Origin of the sequence: Shinella kummerowiae, assembly GCF_009827055.1 — a bacterium.
Taxonomy (GTDB): domain Bacteria; phylum Pseudomonadota; class Alphaproteobacteria; order Rhizobiales; family Rhizobiaceae; genus Shinella; species Shinella kummerowiae.
Genome location: NZ_WUMK01000002.1, coordinates 125,145 through 142,680 on the forward strand (window position 1 = coordinate 125,145; position 17,536 = coordinate 142,680).

15 protein-coding genes are annotated in these 17,536 nt (G+C 63.1%); 3 read left to right on the forward strand and 12 right to left on the reverse strand.

What is annotated here, in order from left to right; translation table 11 throughout:
- Window position 1: 1 nt before the first annotated feature.
- From GR138_RS05050 to GR138_RS05100, 11 genes are all read right to left on the reverse strand, one after another.
- Entirely contained in the window at window positions 2-2,287 is a 2,286-nt protein-coding gene (locus tag GR138_RS05050) for a chemotaxis protein CheA (RefSeq protein WP_160857545.1), read from the reverse strand.
- A 23-nt stretch (window positions 2,288-2,310) separates the two neighbouring features.
- Window positions 2,311-2,676 (reverse strand): chemotaxis response regulator CheY1, encoded by a 366-nt coding sequence (gene cheY1 / locus GR138_RS05055; protein ID WP_069059983.1) that lies wholly within the window; start codon window positions 2,674-2,676, stop codon window positions 2,311-2,313.
- Complete coding sequence (locus GR138_RS05060; RefSeq protein ID WP_160858051.1) at window positions 2,673-2,972, reverse strand: STAS domain-containing protein; 300 nt, start codon at window positions 2,970-2,972, stop codon at window positions 2,673-2,675. The genes cheY1 and GR138_RS05060 overlap by 4 nt, the downstream gene beginning before the upstream one ends.
- A gap of 129 nt (window positions 2,973-3,101) precedes the next feature.
- Window positions 3,102-4,703, reverse strand: a complete 1,602-nt coding sequence (locus GR138_RS05065) for a globin-coupled sensor protein (RefSeq protein WP_246200304.1) — start codon at window positions 4,701-4,703, stop codon at window positions 3,102-3,104.
- A gap of 550 nt (window positions 4,704-5,253) precedes the next feature.
- Window positions 5,254-6,624, reverse strand: a complete 1,371-nt coding sequence (locus GR138_RS05070) for an FGGY-family carbohydrate kinase (protein ID WP_160857546.1) — start codon at window positions 6,622-6,624, stop codon at window positions 5,254-5,256.
- Between the two features lie 4 nt (window positions 6,625-6,628).
- Window positions 6,629-6,943, reverse strand: a complete 315-nt coding sequence (gene rhaM / locus GR138_RS05075) for an L-rhamnose mutarotase (protein WP_160857547.1) — start codon at window positions 6,941-6,943, stop codon at window positions 6,629-6,631.
- 2 nt (window positions 6,944-6,945) lie between these two features.
- A complete protein-coding gene (locus GR138_RS05080) occupies window positions 6,946-7,950 on the reverse strand; it encodes an ABC transporter permease (protein WP_160857548.1) in 1,005 nt (334 codons plus the stop codon).
- Window positions 7,943-8,926, reverse strand: a complete 984-nt coding sequence (locus GR138_RS05085) for an ABC transporter permease (RefSeq protein WP_160857549.1) — start codon at window positions 8,924-8,926, stop codon at window positions 7,943-7,945. The genes GR138_RS05080 and GR138_RS05085 overlap by 8 nt, the downstream gene beginning before the upstream one ends.
- Window positions 8,923-10,419, reverse strand: coding sequence for a sugar ABC transporter ATP-binding protein (locus GR138_RS05090; protein ID WP_160858053.1), 1,497 nt, complete (start codon window positions 10,417-10,419; stop codon window positions 8,923-8,925). The genes GR138_RS05085 and GR138_RS05090 overlap by 4 nt, the downstream gene beginning before the upstream one ends.
- 223 nt (window positions 10,420-10,642) lie before the next feature.
- On the reverse strand, window positions 10,643-11,629 hold the full coding sequence (gene rhaS / locus GR138_RS05095; RefSeq protein WP_069059991.1) for a rhamnose ABC transporter substrate-binding protein: 987 nt from the start codon (window positions 11,627-11,629) through the stop codon (window positions 10,643-10,645).
- 35 nt (window positions 11,630-11,664) lie between these two features.
- On the reverse strand, window positions 11,665-12,477 hold the full coding sequence (locus tag GR138_RS05100) for a DeoR/GlpR family DNA-binding transcription regulator (protein ID WP_160857550.1): 813 nt from the start codon (window positions 12,475-12,477) through the stop codon (window positions 11,665-11,667).
- Between the two features lie 221 nt (window positions 12,478-12,698).
- Between GR138_RS05100 and GR138_RS05105 the strand changes: the two genes are divergently transcribed.
- The 3 genes from GR138_RS05105 to GR138_RS05115 all read left to right on the forward strand — a co-directional run bounded on the left by GR138_RS05105 (window position 12,699) and on the right by GR138_RS05115 (window position 16,448).
- On the forward strand, window positions 12,699-14,798 hold the full coding sequence (locus tag GR138_RS05105) for a bifunctional rhamnulose-1-phosphate aldolase/short-chain dehydrogenase (RefSeq protein WP_160857551.1): 2,100 nt from the start codon (window positions 12,699-12,701) through the stop codon (window positions 14,796-14,798).
- Window positions 14,799-14,805: 7 nt separating this feature from the next.
- A complete protein-coding gene (gene rhaI, locus GR138_RS05110) occupies window positions 14,806-16,098 on the forward strand; it encodes an L-rhamnose catabolism isomerase (protein ID WP_338091039.1) in 1,293 nt (430 codons plus the stop codon).
- Window positions 16,099-16,193: 95 nt separating this feature from the next.
- Window positions 16,194-16,448 (forward strand): GlsB/YeaQ/YmgE family stress response membrane protein, encoded by a 255-nt coding sequence (locus GR138_RS05115; protein WP_160857553.1) that lies wholly within the window; start codon window positions 16,194-16,196, stop codon window positions 16,446-16,448.
- Between the two features lie 55 nt (window positions 16,449-16,503).
- Here the strand turns inward: GR138_RS05115 and GR138_RS05120 are convergent, their stop codons facing one another.
- Window positions 16,504-17,535, reverse strand: coding sequence for a hydroxyacid dehydrogenase (locus GR138_RS05120; protein ID WP_160857554.1), 1,032 nt, complete (start codon window positions 17,533-17,535; stop codon window positions 16,504-16,506).
- Between the last annotated feature and the right edge of the window lies 1 nt (window position 17,536).

Sequence of the window (17,536 nt, forward strand, 5' to 3'; positions counted from 1 at the left end):
CTCAACCGGTTGCAGCAAGCGAGATGTCTTGTCTCAGGGAATGGCCGCGCGATGCCGCGACCACTGCGTCGACGTCCAGGATGAGAGCCACACGACCGTCGCCGAGAATGGTCGCGGCTGCGATGCCCGGAACGTGCGTGTAGTTCGCCTCAAGGCTCTTGATGACGACCTGGCGCTGGCCCTGGATCGCATCGACCATGAGCGCGCGCTGGCCGCCGCCTTCCGATTCGACGAGAAGTGCCACGCCATCCATCGGGTTGGCCTGGATGTTGCGGAAGTTGAGGATCCGGCCGACATCCACCAGCGGGCAGAAGGAGTTGCGGATCGAGATGAGCCGTTGCGAGGCGCCGAAGGAGTGGATGGCGGAGGCTTCCGGCTGGAGCGTCTCGACGATGGCCGTCAGCGGCACGACGAGCGTCTGGCCGGCGACCGTGACCACCATGCCGTCGAGAACGGCGAGCGTCAGCGGCAGGCTCATGGTGAAGACGGAGCCCTGGCCGGGCTTCGACGAGATCGAGATGCGGCCGCCGAGCGCCTGGATCGAGCGCTTGACCACGTCCATGCCGACACCGCGGCCGGACAGGTCCGAGACCTTGTCGGCGGTGGAGAAGCCGGCGTGGAAGATCAGGTTGTCGATTTCCTCGTCCGACAGGTTCGCATCGGCCGCGATGAGATCGTTGTCGATGGCCTTCTGGCGCACCTTCTCGCGGTTGATGCCGGCGCCGTCGTCGGCAAGCTCGATGACGATGCGGCCGGAACGGTGTTTTGCCGTCAGGCGAACCGTGCCTTCCGGGTTCTTGCCAAGCGCCTCGCGCTTCTCCGGCATTTCGAGGCCGTGGTCGACCGCGTTGCGGATCATATGCGTCAGCGGCTCGGCGAGCTTGTCGATGACGGTCTTGTCGACTTCGGTGTTCTCGCCTTCCGTGATGAGACGGACCGACTTGCCGGTGATGTCGGCGATTTCGCGGACGGTGCGGGCCATGCGCTGGAAGACCGGCTTCACCGGCTGCGCGCGGATCGCCATCACCGAATCCTGGATCTCGCGGGTGAGCTGCTGCAGCTCCTCGAGGCCCATATTGATAGAGGACGTGCCGTTGCTGTCGTTCTCGACGACGCTCTGCGAGAGCATCGCCTGGTTGATGACCAGCTCACCGACGAGGTTGATCAGGCGGTCGACGCGGTCGAGGTCGACGCGGATGGTCTGGCCGGCGGCGGCAGCCTGGTTGGCCTGTGCGGCGCTTGCAGCCGATGCGGCGGCAGCGGCCTTGGCATTGTCGGCGGCGCGGCTTGCGACCTGCGCGACCTTGCTTGCGGTTTCCGCGGCGGCAACGGCGGCCGCGGCATCGCTTTCGATGACTGCGGGCTCATCCTCGGCGGCGACGGAGCCGCCATCGTCAAGGATCGACAGGTCGAACGGTACGGGCTGCATCGGCAGCTCTTCGTCATCCGTCGCCTCGCTGACGACGTCTTCCTCGATGGTATGGATGTCGAGGTCGCAATCCCATTCGGCAAATTCGAAGACGGAGCGCACACCATCCTCGCCCTTGTCGGTCGTGACCGAGATCTTCCAGGAGAAGTAGGCCTCCTCCGGGTTCATCTTGTCGAGCGTCGGCAAGGCATCCATGTCGCAGTAGACGCTCATCTCGCCGAGGCGGGAAAGGTCGCGCAGCAGCAGCACGGCCTCATTGCCCTTGGCGTAGAGGTCCTTCTTCGGCTTGAAGAGGATCTGGCAGGTCGGAACGTAGTGCGCAGCCGGCTCCTCGTCGAAATCGCCGAACGAGAACGGGATCGGCTGAAACCCTTCGTCGTTGACCGCCGGCTTTTCCACGACCGGCGCAGGTGCGGCCGCCTTGGGAGCAGCGGCTGCAGGTTTGGGCGCAGGCGCTTCGGTGGCGGCCGGCGTTTCGCCGTTCGCCAGCGCTTCGAGTTCGCGGATCAAGGTGCGGCTGCGGGCCTCGTCGACGCTTCCGCCGTCGCGCGCCGCATTGGTCAGGTCCGCCAAGACGTCGGCGGACTTGAGCATGACCTTCAGGACGTCCTGGGTCGGCTCCAGCTTGTTGGATCGAACGCAATCCAGTGTCGTTTCGAACACATGGGCGAAGGAAACGAGGTCATCGAGGCCGAATGCACCGGCACCGCCCTTGATCGAATGCACGGCACGGAACACGGCGTTGACCGTTTCCGGGTCGCGATCCCCGTCGTTCAGCTTCAAGAGACCGGATTCCAGTTCGGCGAGCTGCTCCTCGCATTCCTGGAAGAAGATCTCTTTGATTTCGTTCATATCCATCGGGAGAATCCTGGACTAGTGAATTAGGCGGTTACGCGCTCGATTGCGTCGATCAGCTTGGTCGGATCGAAAGGCTTGACGATCCAGCCCGTGGCGCCAGCCTGGCGGGCACGGTTCTTCTTCTCGGCATCGCTTTCGGTGGTCAGAACCAGGATCGGGATCGCGCGGTACTTCTCGTTGCGACGCACACCCTCGATGAAGCCGAAGCCATCGAGGCGCGGCATGTTGATGTCGGTGACGATGACATCGGGGTTGGCGTTTTCGAGGACTTCCAGGCCCTCGATGCCGTCTTCGGCCTGGATGGTTTCGAAGCCTGCATTGTTGAGGGTCACCAGAAGCATGTTCCGGATTGTCCGGGAATCATCCACGGTGAGGACTTTTTTCTTCATTGCCGAATCTCCTGTGCCAGCAAGTGATCAATGTTCACGCCGATAAGTTGCATTGTCTTCATGAAAGGGTCGGAAACCTTGCCGAAGGTGAAAGGCTGCTTGTCCTCTTCCCAGCTCTTGGCGCCCGCCATCAGCACCTGGGCACAGAGCGCGCCGACCCGCTCGACCGCCGAAGCATCGATGACGAGCGGATTGCCCTTGAGGCCCATGAGCTGGGTGTGCAGCGCCGTCGCCTCGTTGAGATCGAGAACGGGGGCAAGGCTTAAACTTTTCTGAGCGGCTTTCTTGCTCGCCATTACCGGGTTCCTTGTCTGCGTCTGTCCAAAATCATCGTTGCCCTGTTCGGCGCCGCGCGCGGATGGCTTTCTTCCGAAAGCCGGCTGCGTGCCGTCGAGAACCAATGCCGGGGTTGCGTGTTCGTCATCTCAGCCTCCAAAACCGACGGCGCGCGCCGAGAGGAAATCGAGCGGGGACGCCTGCGCTTCGCTGCGATCGGCCGGCACGCGCTGTTCCGTCGATGCCGGGCGGCCCGGACGCCGAAAGTCGCGGCTTGAGGAAACATGGAACTCCCGGATGGTCCGACCGAGTTCGAGAATGACGCTATGCAGATCGCTGCCCGTCTCGCCGAGGCGGCCTGCATCGGAAGCGTCCGCCTCGAGTGCGCGGCCGACACGGCCGATATCGGCAGTCACACCGCCGAGCCCATCCACGTCGACGGCGCTTTCGCGCACGATGCCGGTGATCGCGTCGTTGATGCCTTCGACCTGGCGCACGATGTTGCCGATTGCGTCCTGAGTGCGGTGGACGTGCTCGACGCCGGTTTCGACCTGCGACTTGGTGCTGGTGACGAGCTGCTTGATCTCACGTGCCGCATCCGCCGATCGCTGCGCAAGGGCCCGTACTTCCTGTGCAACGACCGCAAAACCGCGGCCGCTGTCGCCGGCCCGCGCGGCCTCGATGCCGGCATTGAGCGCCAGGAGGTTCGTCTGGAAGGCGATTTCGTCGATCACCCCGATGATCTGGCCGATCTTTTCCGCCGAAGCCTCGATATCGGCCATGGCCGACATGGCTTCGCCGACGATATTGCCGCTCTGGGTCACGGATTGCTGCGTGCTGGCGGCGGCCGATTGGGCCTTGCGGGTTTCGGCGAGTGTCTGGCGGACGCGTTCGACAAGGGTGCCCAGGGCATTCGCCGTCTCGATCAGGTTCGCCGACTGCTCGACAGAGCGGGCCGACAGCGCGCCGGCACCCGAGGCAAGCGTGCCGACAAGGCGGTCGCTTTCCGTCGCGCGGTCGGCTGCCGATGCGAGGCGGGACTGGATTTCGTCGAGTGCGCCGTTCAGCGTCTCGGCAAGATCGCGCCAGGCATCAGGCATCTCGCCGGAAACACGCTGGGTAAAATCGAACTGCGAGAGGCCGCGGATCGTGTCACCGAACACACGGTCGAGTTCGGCACGATCCTCCCGGCGCTGTTCGCCGAGCGCCCGCTGGTGAGCGTGGCGCAATTCGTTGAAGCGCAACGAGACGCCGATCTCCATGTCGACCATCGCGGTACGCAGGAAGGCGGAAACGAGGTCGGTCAGTTCCTTGCGGCGCGCCTTGCCGGATCCGGAAAAGATGGATTTCGGCCAATATTCCTCGATCAGGCCGCTGACGACCGTTTCGACGACGACCGAATGGCCGGCGATGCGCCAGCGCGGATCGAGCCCCATCTGGCTTTCGCTGTCGGAGAGGACTTTGACCCGCTCGGCATAGAGCGCATCGAACCGCGCATCGGTCAGCACGCTCCAGTGGGAACTCTGGAGGTCATGCAGGCGGTCGATCTGGCGCTCGCTCTGGAAATGACGCGCGGCATCGGGAAAGGTCTGGAAACGCTGGAAGAGATCACGAAGCGCCGTTTCGACGTGCCGTTCGAGCGTCTGGCGATGCCGGCGGAGCGTATCGCCCTGGCTGCTTTCGACGCCGGCAAAGCGCAAACGGTCGCGCAGGCTGGTTGCCTGTCCCGCTCGGGCCTGTTCTGCTGGCATTTCCTGCACCAAATCGCTCCCAAAGCAACAATGCCGGGCCACCCGAAACGGGTGACCGACTGAATTCTCGCATGGAGGAGAGGTTGGCTGGCCGGCCGTGCTCAAAGGGGAGTGTGTGCCGGCAAACCGGCGCACGCGATGCCACCCGTCGATCCATGATCAAATTCGGTGAAACTCGAATACCGGTTCAAATCCGGTACGGCGGGTCGGCATCATGCCTGGGTGAGAAACGGAGAATTTCCCATTCCGACGCGTAGTTCAATGTTTATGGTTAATTCCTTGCCTGAAGGTTAATAGTTCATAGCTTGCTTATGGCATTGCTAAAATTAACCGGAACCGCCGTAACGTCAGCTACACGCAAGCTCGCGCGCGTAGGGTCTGGCCATGAACTGACAATGAGGTCAGGGGGAAAGAGCAATGATTGTTCTGGCATTGGGCGCGACCGTGATTGCTTCCGCAACACTCGCCGCCATCTATCTTCTTCTTGATATCGAAGCGGCGCGCGCGCTAGCCAAGGCCCGCGTTTTCTGAGCATGGCGGCTAACGGGTTCTACCCTTGCCCGGCGAGCAAGCGCCAGCGCGCGGCGTAACCCGCCGCTCCCATCGGCAATTCTTCCGCAATAGATACAAGCACCGGCTCGGGTGCCCTGCCCGCCGCAAGGCAGGCGGCACCGATGCTCGTGCCGGTCGCGCTGCCACCGGCCAGCACCGGGCGATCTATCGCCACCTTCAGCATCATCAGGAATGCCGTGTTGGCAGCAAAAGGGCCTTCGACGATGGTCGGTCCTTCCGCGCCGATCAGCTCGAGGCAGGTCGCGGTCATCAGGGCAAGGTGGAAGGCGATGACGGCCTGCGCGGCATCCTCGCTCAAATCCGTGCGGGGCACAGTCCACGTCGCTTTGTGGCCAGGGAACGGCCCGGATTCTTCCGGCAGCGACGGCAGCAGCATGGCGCCACGCTCCAGCACCTCGGCTACAGCCGCAGCCGGCAGGTCGCCCGACTTACCGCCGAGCAGCGAGAAGGCCCGACCACCCATGAAGCGCGACGACGGCACCGGGTCCCCCAGCGCGTTGACGTTGATCAGCGTGTCCCTCGCCTCGTCCAGCGTAACGGACCGCGCGCCGATCGCCATCACCACGACCCAGGTGCCGGTGGAGACGACTGCGTAGGGCGCCTTTCGCGTCAGCACGTAGGGCAGCAGAGAGGCGTTGGAATCGTGGATGCCGCAATGAACGGGAACATCGGGACGCAGGCCGGTCGCCGCCGCGATATCCGGACGGATCGGGCCGAGCACGTCACTCGCTTTCCGCACCGGCGGCATAAGGCTCGTCCAACCCTGCCCCTCGACCAGGCTGGAGAAGCGTCCGTTGCGTGGTTCCCAAAGGTCGGCATGGCAGCCGAGTGACGTCACCTCGCTCGCGGCGATGCCCGTGAGGCGGAAGGTCCAGTATTGCGCATACATCAGGATGTGGCGGGCCTTCGCGAAGGCCTCGGGGAAACGCTTCGACTGCCAGTAGATTTGCAGGCCGGCATTGAGGCCCATCGGCATGATCGGGGTGCCGCTTTCGGCAAAGCGCGGGCGGGCGGCGCGATACGCGTCGGCAAGCGCCTGTGGTCCGTCATGTTCGTAATCGAGCACCGGCAGCACAAGGTCGCCATCCTCACCGACCAGTGCGGCGGTGGCGCCATGGGTGGTGACGGAGATCGCGTCGATCGGACGCTCTCGATTGAGCGCACCCAGACTTTCGACGATGAAGGCCCAGAGCTTTTCCGTGTCGAAATGCGGATAGGGCGCCGTAGTCACCACGCTGTTCGGCATGGTGCGGGCGGCGATCTCCTGAAAGCTTTCACCATCGACGAGCACGACCTTGGCATTCGTCTTGCCGATATCGACGACGGCAATGGTTTTCGGCGCGGTCATCGGGTCAGTCCATGTGGAAGACGGTGACGAGCGGCACCGCGACAGGCTCGTTGTCCGGCTTCGTCTCCATGATGTCAGCCATGTGTGCCCACCAACGCTTCATCACGGGATGGTCCGGCAGGTCCGCCATGGTGTGGTCCTCGCGCCGCCAGAGCACGCCGAAGAGCAGGTTCGTCTCTTCGTCGAGATGGATGGAGTAGTCCGAGACGCCGGCTTCCTTCAACAGCGCGGAAAGCTCCGGCCAGATCGCATCATGCCGCGCCTTGTATTCTCCCGAACAGCCGGGGTTGAGCCGCATGCGAAACGCGTATTTCTGCATGGTCAATGGCTCCTGCGGCCGCGAAAGCGCCGGTAGAGGATCGGCAGCGCGATGACGGAGATCAACAACAGACCGATGAAGATGGACATGACGATGCCCGGTACGTTGAGCAGGCCGAAGCCGAAGGTCACCATGCCCATGATGAGCGCTGCCAGCACGACACCCGGAATGGTGCCCGAGCCACCCAGGATGTTTACGCCGCCGAGCACGACCATCGTCACCACTTCCAGCTCCCAGCCCATGGCGATGGAGGGCCGCGTCGAGCCGAGGCGCGCGGTCAGGCAGATCGAGGCGATCGCCGCCATCAGGCCGGTCAGGAGAAAGAGCACGAACTTGACGCGGCCGACCCGCACGCCGGAGAAAAGTGCTGCCGTCTGGTTGTTGCCGATCGCATAGATCGTCCGGCCAAAACTCGTCCTATGCAGCACGACGCCATAGATGACCGCGAGGACCACGAAGAGGCAGAGTTCGAAGGAGAAGACCCACCAGACGTAGCCTTGGCCGAACCAGGAGAAACTTTCCGGGTAGCCGGTAAACGCCTTGTCGCCGAGGATGACGAAGGAGAGGCCGCGGAAGAGGCTCATCGTGCCGATGGTGACGACGATGGACGGCAGGCCGAGACCGGTGACGAGCAGGCCGTTGAAGGCGCCGCAGAGAAGACCGGTGGCGAGGCCGACCATGACCAAGGCCGGCGTATCGAAACCGAGCTGTACGGCGTAGCCCATCGCGGTGGAGGTGAGCGCGATGATCGAGGCGACGGAAAGGTCGATCTCGCCGGAAATGATGACGAGCGCCATGGCAAAGGCGATCATCGCCTTTTCGGTGAAGTTGAAGGTGGCGTCCGACAGGTTCCACGGGTCAAGGAAATAGGGCGAGGCGAAGGAGTTGACGAGGAAGATCGCCAGCGCCACGGCGACCAGCAGCGTCTCCCAGCTCTTCACCAGCCGCGCGCCGCGGCCTTCCAGCCGGTCGGGAATGTGGCGCGCCACCATCTGGGTCTCAGCCATGGGCGGCCTCCGCTTTCCTGAGAATGACCCGGCCTTTGCGCTTTTCGGCGCGCGCATTCACGGCAACGGCGATGATGATGACCGTGCCGGAGATCGCCATCTGAGCGAAAGGCGAGATGTTGATGACGGGCAGCGCATTCTTGATGACGCCGAGGAACAGCGCCCCGAGCACGGCACCGCCGACCGAGCCGATGCCGCCGGCAATCGAGATGCCGCCGATGACGCAGGCGGCGATGATGTCGAGTTCGAAGCCGGCCGCGATATCGACATAGGCGACGGCATAACGCGACACCCAGAGATAACCGGCAAGGCCGGCCAGCGTGCCGGACAGGCAATAGGCGAAGAAGCGCGTGCGGCCGACATCGATGCCGGTATAGACCGCCGCATGCGGATTGCCGCCGACGGCGAAGAAAGCGCGGCCGAGCGGCGTGCGGCGCATCACCACGACCATGATGCCGATGATGACGAGCGAAAGCCAGGAGAGCAGCGGAAAGCCAAGCACGGCCGTACGCGGCAATGCCTTGAAGGCATCGCTCATCTGGTGCGCATTGATCCAGGCGCCGCCGGACAGGAGGAAGATCAGGCCGCGATAGATGGTGAGCGTGCCGAGTGTGACGACGATCGGCGGAATGTCGAGTTTCCAGACGAGCAGGCCGTTGATCGAGCCGAGTACGGCGCCGAGCGCCATGACGATCAGGATGACGAGCGGGATCGGCAGCCCCGGCATCGCCGCATTGATCATCGCCGCCACCATGCCCGACAGCGCGAGGTTGGCGGCCATCGAGAGGTCGATGCAGCGCGTCAGGATGACGGCCATCTGGCCGAGCGCCAGGATGATCAGGATCGACGTGTCATTATAGACATTGGCGAGATTTCCCGGCGTCACGAAGGGCGGGAAGCGAAGGGCGATCAGCGCCACCAGGGCGACGATCGCCACGACCAGCAGCATTTCGCGGTTTTTCAGCAAGAGTTTCATGCGGCCTCCTGAATGCCGGCGGCGGCGCGCACGAGTTTTTCGGCGGTGAGGTCCGCGCGCTCGAAGCGGCCGGCGATGCGGCCCTCGCGCATGACGATGACCCGGTCGGCCATGCCCATGATTTCCGGGATTTCCGAGGAGACCATGATGACGCTGAGGCCCGAGGCGGCGAGTTCGCTCATGAAGGCGTGCACGGCAGCCTTGGAACCGATGTCGATGCCCTTGGTCGGCTCATCGAGGATGATGACCTTGGGCCGCGTCGCGAGCCACTTGGCGATTACCACCTTCTGCTGGTTGCCGCCCGACAGCGTGCCGACATCCTGATCCAGCGAGGCGGCGCGCAGATCGAGGCGCGCAGTGTATTCCCGCGCCAAGGCGAACTCTTCCGCCATGCGCAGGAAGCCGGCGCGCGCGGTGCGCGAAAGTGACGGCAGCGTGACGTTCTGGAAGATCGGCAGGCCGATGATCGCACCCTGCCGGCCGCGCTCCTCCGGCACATAGACGATACCGGCCTCGATCGCCTCGGCAGGAGAGCGGATGACCTTGATCTCGCCGTCGAGCTTGATCGCACCGGCCGAGGGCCTGGTGATGCCGATCAACGATTGCATGAACTCGGAGCGGCCGGCACCGACGAGGCCATAGAAGCCGAGGATTTCGCCGCGGCGCAGTTCGAAATTGATGTCTTCGAATTCCGTCGGATGGCGATAGCCGGAGACGGTGAGCACCGGTTCGCCTATCGCAACCTCCTGTTTGGGGAAAACCTGGCCGACATCGCGGCCGACCATCAGGCGGACGAGATCGTCCTGCGTCGTCTCGCCGATCAGCCCCTCGCCCACCATGCGCCCGTCGCGAAAGACGGTGTAGCGATCGGCGATCCGAAAAATCTCGTCGAACTTGTGGCTGATGAACAGGATCGCCTTGCCATCCGCCTTCAGCCGGTCGACCAGTTCATAGAGTTCGTGGATTTCCTTGTGAGACAGCGCCGCCGTCGGCTCGTCCATGATGACGACGCGGGCGTCGATGGAGAGCGCGCGGGCGATGGCGACGAGGTGCTTGTTGGCGATGCCGAGATCACGCAGGCGGATCGACGGATCGAGATCCGCACCGACGCGCGACAGCAGCGCACGCGCATTCGCGTTCATCCTTTTCCAGTCGATGAGGCCGAGGCCGGTGCGTGGGGCGTGCCCCAAAAAAATGTTTTCGGCGACCGACAGCTCGTCGAACAGCACGGTCTCCTGATGGATGGCGGTGACACCGGCCTTGGCGGCGGACGTGGCGGTCGGAAAACGCGTCTCTACGCCATCGACGCGGATTTCCCCCTCATCCGGCTGATAGATGCCAGTGAGGATCTTGACGAGCGTTGACTTGCCGGCACCGTTCTCGCCGACGAGCGCGGTCACAGAACCTGGATAGAGCGCGAGCGAGACCTCGGCGAGCGCGCGCACGCCGGGAAAGGATTTCGAGATCCCTTCGAGTGCGATGGCGGGCTTCATCCGCGATGTGGTCGTGTCCTGCAGCAAGTCTCGGTCCACCGGTTGGGTTTATTGTGCTCGATAGTGAGCAATGCGGGCTGGGCTGGGCTGCCCCTCACCCTAGCCCTCTCCCCGCAAGCGGGGAGAGGGGATGAAACGCTGTGGCAAGTTTCCTTCTCCCCGTTCACGGGGAGAAGGTGGCCGGCAGGCCGGATGAGGGGCAATCTCCCTTCAGACCGCCAGATCAGAAGATCTTGGCGAACTCTTCGACGTTCTTGGCATCGTAGATGAACGGATCGGCCATGGCGCCTTCGTTCTTGTCGTCGAGCTTGACGGTGCCCATGCGGCCCATCTTCAGTTCCGCGCCGGGCTTGGCTTCCGCACCGCCGATCAGGTCGTAGGCGATCATCGTTGCCGAGTAGCCGAGGTCGATCGGGTTCCAGATCGCGAAGGATTTTGATGCGCCCGACTTCACATGGCCGGCCATTTCGGACGGCAGGCCGAGACCGGTGACGTTGATCTGGCCAACCTTGCCGGCGTCGGTGACGGCCTGGGCTGCAGCAACGATGCCGACGGAGGTGGGCGCGATGATCGCCTTCAGGTTCGGATGCGACTGGATGAGGCCCTGCGTCTCACGGTAGGACTTGTCGGCCAGGTCGTCGCCATAGACGGTCGCGACCACGTTGATGCCCTTGTAGTTCGGCAGCACCTTGGTCATCTCCTCGATCCAGACGTTCTGGTTGGTCGAGGTGGCCGTTGCGGAGAGAACCGCGACGTCGCCGCCATCAGGCAGGTTGTCGGCGGCAAGCTTGATGATCATGTTGCCGATGAGCGGGTTCGACGACGGGTTGAGGTGCATCGAGCGGCCTTCCGGCGCGACGCCCGAATCCCAGGAGATGACCTTGATGCCGCGGTCCATGGCCTTCTTGAGGGCCGGTACAAGGGCATTCGTGTCGTTGGCCGAAACGGCAATAGCATCGACCTTCTGGGCGATCAGCGAATTGATCACTTCGATCTGGCCTTCGGCGGTCGTCGTGGTCGGGCCGGTATAGATGACCTCGACGTCGCCGAGTTCCTTGGCGGCTTCCTGCGCGCCCTTGTTGGCGGCTTCGAAGAAGCCGATGCCGAGCGCCTTGACGACGAGGGCGATCTTCTTGGTTTCCGCCTGCGCGGTTGCCATCATCGCGACCGAGACGGCCGCGGTCACAAGCAATGTCTTCAGAATTTTCACGACGTTTCCTCCCAGTGAAAATCAACCCTCCGGCGTCATGCCGAGGAGGGTGCAGTCTGCGTTCTGGCGTCCGTCTGAACGTTTGCAACGATCAGGTTGACGCCGGCCTCCTCCAGCATCGCGGCATCCCTGTCCTCGATGCCCGAATCCGTGATGACGGTTGCGATGCGCTTCAGCCCGCAGAGAATGAGGCTGGAGCGCTTCTTGAATTTTGTGGAATCGATCAGCACGATGAGTTCGTCCGCCTGATCGATCAGCTTCTGTTCCGCCTGGATGAGCAGCGGATCGGCCTCCATCAGGCCGAGCGGCCCGAGGCCCTGTGCGCCCATGAACATGCGGCGCGCATAGAAATTGCGCGTCACGTCGTTGTCGAAGGGGCTGAGCACGATGTTCTGCTCGCGGTAGATCGTGCCGCCGGAGAGCATGATCGTGTTCTTCGAATGTTTCAGCAGGTGTTCGGCGATGTTGAACGAGTTGGTGAAGACCTGCATGCGGCGGTTGGTCAGGAAGTGCACCATCTGGAATGTGGTCGTACCGCCATTGATGATGATCGGGTCGCCATCCTCGCAGAGCCCGACGGCCTCTTTAGCGATTGCCTGCTTCTGGCGGGTGTTCAGCGTCTCGTTCACCGTGAAGGGTCGGCCGGCAAGGCCGACGAACTGCGGCGGATGCAGCGCCTCGGCGCCGCCACGCACTCGGCGCAGCTTCTTCTGCACGTGAAGTGCTGCGATGTCGCGGCGGATCGTCGCCTCGGAACTGTCGGTCAGGTCCACCAGCTCGGGCACGGTGATGACCGGCTTTTCCTGAACCGCGGACAGAATGATCCGATGTCTTTCCTTCTCGTGCATGGCTCCTCCAGTGCTTGCAATGCTTCCATCGCGATCGCGCAATGTCAATCACAATCAATCATATTTTTTCATTGTGCAGCGCAATATGATTGTTTTTGATCGTTTATGATTGACATCGGCGAAACTCTCATGTGATCTGAAAGCATGCCTTCAAGCGCGGCGATAGCCTTGGGAATGAGAACCATCGCCTTGCGCATGAGAAACACCGGGAGGAAATGCCAATGCTGGAGAAGAACCAGGGCGCACGCCTTGCAAACCTGTGGGATGACGCCAAGGCGTCGACGATGAGCGAATCGGAGCGGCTGCTCTATCGCTCGAACCTGCTCGGCTCCGACAAGCGCATCACCAATTACGGCGGCGGCAACACCTCGGCGAAGGTGATCGAGGCGGACCCGCTCGGCGCGGGCGTGGTGGAAGTCCTCTGGGTCAAGGGCTCGGGCGGCGATGTCGGCACGATCAAGATGGACGGTTTCGCCACCCTCTACATGGAGAAGCTGAATGCGCTGAAGGGCCTCTATCGCGGCCTGGAGCATGAGGACGAGATGGTGGGCTACCTCCCCCACTGCACCTTCAATCTCAACCCGCGCGCCGCCTCGATCGACACGCCGCTGCATGCCTACGTGCCGAAGAAGCATGTCGACCACATGCACCCCGATGCAATCATTGCCATTGCCGCCGCGAAGAACAGCCGCGAGCTGACGCAACAGATTTTCGGCGAGGATATCGGCTGGCTGCCCTGGAAGCGGCCGGGCTTTGAACTCGGTCTGTGGCTTGAGAAATTCTGCCTGAAAAACCCCAATGCCCGCGGCCTCGTGCTGGAGAGCCATGGACTCTTCACCTGGGGCGATACGGCGAAGGAATGCTACGAAACGACCGTTGAGATCATCAACAAGGCGATCGGCTGGTTCGAAGGAAACAACACCGTGCCGGCCTTCGGTGGCGCGGTGAAGCCGGTTCTGGCTGCTGCCGAACGCCGCGCGGTCGCGGAAAAGCTGATGCCGGTCATTCGTGGCATGATCAGCCAGGATGAAAAGAAGGTCGGCCATTTCGACGATGGCGAGGCCGTACTGGATTTCGTGACGTCCAGGGACCTTGCGCCACTGGCAGCACTGGGCACGAGCTGCCCGGACCATTTCCTGCGCACGAAGATCCGGCCGCTGGTCGTCGATTTCGATCCTGCCAGCCCCGACGTCGACAAGACGCTCGCCGGCCTTGCCGACGCCGTTGCGGCCTATCGCGCCGACTATGCGGCCTACTACGAGCGCTGCAAGCGCGACAACAGCCCCGGCATGCGCGACCCCAACGCCGTCGTCTATCTGGTGCCCGGCGTCGGCATGATCACCTTTGCCAAGGACAAGGCGACGGCGCGCATTTCCGGCGAATTCTATGTCAACGCCATCAATGTCATGCGCGGCGCGTCCGGCGTTTCGGAGTATGTCGGCCTGCCGGAGCAGGAGGCGTTCGATATCGAATACTGGCTGCTCGAAGAGGCGAAACTCCAGCGCATGCCGAAACCCAAGAGCCTTGCCGGCCGAATCGCCCTCGTCACCGGCGGTGCCGGCGGCATCGGCAAGGCGACGGCAAACCGCCTGATGGCGGAGGGCGCCTGCGTGGTGTTGGCCGATATCGATGAGACGGCGCTTGCCGCCGCTCAAAGCGAACTGGCCGCCCGCTACGGCAAGGATGTCGTGCGCTCGGTCGCCATGAACGTGACCGACGAGGCGCTGGTGGCCAAGAGCTTTGCCGATACGCTCGTCGAGTTCGGCGGCCTCGACATCCTGGTATCCAATGCCGGCCTCGCCTCCTCCGCCGTCATCGAGGAGACGACGCTGGAGCTGTGGAACAGGAATATCGGCATTCTCGCCACCGGCTACTTCCTGGTCGCACGCGAAGCCTTCCGCATTTTCCGCCGGCAGAAGGCGGGCGGCAATGTGGTGTTCGTCGCCTCGAAGAACGGCCTTGCCGCCTCCCCCGGCGCGTCTGCCTATTGCACGGCGAAGGCCGCCGAAATCCACCTCGCCCGCTGCCTCGCGCTCGAAGGCGCATCCGAGCAGATCCGCGTCAACGTGGTGAACCCGGATGCGGTGCTGCGCGGCTCGAAAATCTGGACCGGCGAGTGGAAGGAACAGCGCGCCGCCATCTACAAGACCGACACGGAAGGCCTGGAGGCGCTCTATCGCGAACGCTCCATGCTGAAACTCTCGGTCTTCCCGGAGGATATCGCCGAGGCGATCTACTTCCTCGCCTCCGACATGTCGGCGAAATCGACCGGCAATATTGTCAATGTCGACGCGGGCAACGCCCAGTCTTTCACGCGCTGAGGAATTTGTGATGACGATGATTTCCGAGGACGTCGTTTCGCGCGAGAACGACAGGCGTCTCGCCGACCTGAAGAGTGACTACGCGCATCTCGGCGCGCAGCTTGCCCGCCGCGGTGTTGATATCGATGCGGTGAAGGCGAAGGTCGCGGCCTATGCGGTCGCGGTACCCTCCTGGGGTGTCGGCACCGGCGGCACGCGCTTTGCCCGCTTTCCCGGCGAGGGCGAGCCGCGCAATATCTATGACAAGCTGGAGGACTGCGCGGTCATCCAGGAACTGACGCGCGCCACGCCGACCGTCTCCCTGCACATTCCGTGGGACAAGGTGCCGGACCTCAAGGAGCTGAAGGAACGGGGCGCGGCCCTCGGCCTCGGCTTCGACGCGATGAACTCCAACACCTTCTCCGACGCGCCGCAGCAGGAGCACTCCTACAAATACGGTTCGCTGTCGCATGCCAGCGCCGCAACGCGCCAGCAGGCCGTCGAGCACAATCTGGAATGCATCGCCATCGGCAATGCGCTGGGATCCAAGGCGCTGACGGTGTGGATCGGCGACGGCACGAACTTTCCGGGGCAGGCGAACTTCACCAAGAGCTTCGAGCGGTATCTCGACGCGATGAAGGACATCTACAAGGGCCTGCCGGACGACTGGCGCCTCTTCACCGAACACAAGATGTACGAGCCGGCCTTCTATTCGACGGTGGTGCAGGACTGGGGCAGCAACTACCTGATCGCCCAGGAGCTTGGCCCCAAGGCCTATTGCCTCGTCGATCTCGGCCACCATGCGCCGAACGTCAATATCGAGATGATCGTCGCGCGCCTCATCCAGTTCAAGAAACTCGGCGGCTTCCATTTCAACGATTCAAAATATGGCGACGACGATCTCGATACGGGATCGATCGATCCCTACCGGCTCTTCCTCGTCTTCAACGAGTTGGTCGATGCGGAAGTGCGGAAAGCCGAGGGCTTTTCGCCCGCGCATATGCTCGACCAGAGCCACAATGTCACCGACCCGATCGAAAGCCTGATGCGCAGCGCCATGGAAGTGTGCCGCGCCTATGCGCAGGGGCTGATCGTCGATCGCGCGGCGCTGGCCGGCTACCAGGACGGCAACGACGCGCTGATGGCCTCCGAAACGCTGAAGGCCGGCTTCCGCACCGATGTCGAGCCGATCCTCGCCATGGCACGGCTGGACGCCGGCGGCGCGATCGATCCGGTCGCGACCTATCGGTCGGCCGGCTACCGGGCAAAGGTGACGGGCGAACGGCCAGCGGTTGCAAGCGGGGGTGGCGGCATCGTCTGAGCCGCTGAAGAGAAGTTTTCAGCACCCCTTGCTTTCCGCAATACGGCTGCCAGATTGAGTCCAGACAGAATGAGACTGTCTAAAGGGAGCACAGCATGGGCATTGAAAGCATTCTCGTTTTCCTCATCGTCGGCGCCATAGCGGGCTGGCTTGCGGGCCTGATCGTTTCGGGCTTCGGCTTCGGCCTCGTCGGCAATATCGTCGTCGGTATCGTCGGCGCCTTCATCGCCGGGTTTCTCTTCCCGGCCCTCGGCATCAGCCTCGGCAGCGGCATCATCGCCGCCATCATCCACTCTACGATCGGCGCAGTGATCCTGCTCGTGCTTATCAAGGTCATCAAACGCGCCTGATCGCGCGTCACGAATCGAAAAGGCCGTGGCGGTTTCCCGTCACGGCCTTTTTCTTTCAGTTGACGCTGACCGGTTTCGACCGCATGCGCGACACCGTTTCGCGCTCGGCACGCTTGCAGCGCATCGGCGGCAGACCTCGATCCATCAGCGCCATGTCTTCCAGCACCATGTCGCCCATCTTCTTGAAGGCGCTATCGAGCGCGCCGGCACGATGCGCCGAGCGCACGAAGCCCTTGAGCGCGCGCACCGGATGGTCGAGCGGCAGCGGCTCCTCGGGATAGACATCGCTTGCCGCAACGATATGGCCGGATTCGACGGCTGCCATCAATGCTGAAAAATCGACGACGTCCGCCCGGCTGAGCAGGATGAAGGCCGCACCCTTGCGCATCGAGGCAAAGGCCTCGGCACCGAGAAAACCCTTGTTCTCGCTCGTCACAGACGCGACGACGAAGACGAAATCGCTCATCGCCAGCACTTCCGACAGCGACGCCGGCTCGACACCAACCTCGCGCAGCATGGATGGCGGCAGCCAGGGATCAAAGACGCGTATTTTCGCGCGAAAGCCGGAAAGCACGCGGTTCAACGCGCGACCGAGATCACCAAAGCCAACGATACCAATCTCCGAGCCGGACAACAGGCGGGCAGACTGGTTGCCCTCCCCGCCCCACAATTCCTGCCCATCGCGGAAGGCGACATCCGCATCGATCACGCCGCGCGCCAGGTTGAGCGCCATGGCAAGGCCGAGTTCGGCGACCGGCTCGGCAAAGACCTGCCCCGTCGTCACGACATGGATGCCGCGCTCGAACAGGACCTCGTAGGGCATGTTGTTGAGGAGGTTGCTTTCGACATTGAGGATCGACCGCAGCTTTGGCATGCGGGCCAGCGTTTGCGCCGACAGCGGCGGCTGGCCGAGAATGTAGCGCGCTTCCGCCAGCACATCGTCACCGAGCCCCGCAATGTTTTCCGGATCCGCTTCGACAAGACGATACGTCCTGCGCAGCTCGGCCTCCGCCGCCGGGGTGAAGATGAGGTCCAGCGTGCGCGGATCGGGCGCGCTGATCACCAGCGGCAGGGTATCGTCGGTCATG

What these genes read in the sequence shown, in the direction of transcription:
- GR138_RS05050 (WP_160857545.1), bottom strand. Translation starts at nt 2,287, where the DNA reads ATGGATATGAACGAAATCAAAGAGATCTTCTTCCAGGAATGCGAGGAG.
- cheY1 (WP_069059983.1), bottom strand. Translation starts at nt 2,676, where the DNA reads ATGAAGAAAAAAGTCCTCACCGTGGATGATTCCCGGACAATCCGGAAC.
- GR138_RS05060 (WP_160858051.1), bottom strand. Translation starts at nt 2,972, where the DNA reads ATGGCGAGCAAGAAAGCCGCTCAGAAAAGTTTAAGCCTTGCCCCCGTT.
- GR138_RS05065 (WP_246200304.1), bottom strand. Translation starts at nt 4,703, where the DNA reads ATGCCAGCAGAACAGGCCCGAGCGGGACAGGCAACCAGCCTGCGCGAC.
- GR138_RS05070 (WP_160857546.1), bottom strand. Translation starts at nt 6,624, where the DNA reads ATGACCGCGCCGAAAACCATTGCCGTCGTCGATATCGGCAAGACGAAT.
- rhaM (WP_160857547.1), bottom strand. Translation starts at nt 6,943, where the DNA reads ATGCAGAAATACGCGTTTCGCATGCGGCTCAACCCCGGCTGTTCGGGA.
- GR138_RS05080 (WP_160857548.1), bottom strand. Translation starts at nt 7,950, where the DNA reads ATGGCTGAGACCCAGATGGTGGCGCGCCACATTCCCGACCGGCTGGAA.
- GR138_RS05085 (WP_160857549.1), bottom strand. Translation starts at nt 8,926, where the DNA reads ATGAAACTCTTGCTGAAAAACCGCGAAATGCTGCTGGTCGTGGCGATC.
- GR138_RS05090 (WP_160858053.1), bottom strand. Translation starts at nt 10,419, where the DNA reads ATGAAGCCCGCCATCGCACTCGAAGGGATCTCGAAATCCTTTCCCGGC.
- GR138_RS05100 (WP_160857550.1), bottom strand. Translation starts at nt 12,477, where the DNA reads ATGCACGAGAAGGAAAGACATCGGATCATTCTGTCCGCGGTTCAGGAA.
- GR138_RS05105 (WP_160857551.1), top strand. Translation starts at nt 12,699, where the DNA reads ATGCTGGAGAAGAACCAGGGCGCACGCCTTGCAAACCTGTGGGATGAC.
- GR138_RS05115 (WP_160857553.1), top strand. Translation starts at nt 16,194, where the DNA reads ATGGGCATTGAAAGCATTCTCGTTTTCCTCATCGTCGGCGCCATAGCG.
- GR138_RS05120 (WP_160857554.1), bottom strand. Translation starts at nt 17,535, where the DNA reads ATGACCGACGATACCCTGCCGCTGGTGATCAGCGCGCCCGATCCGCGC.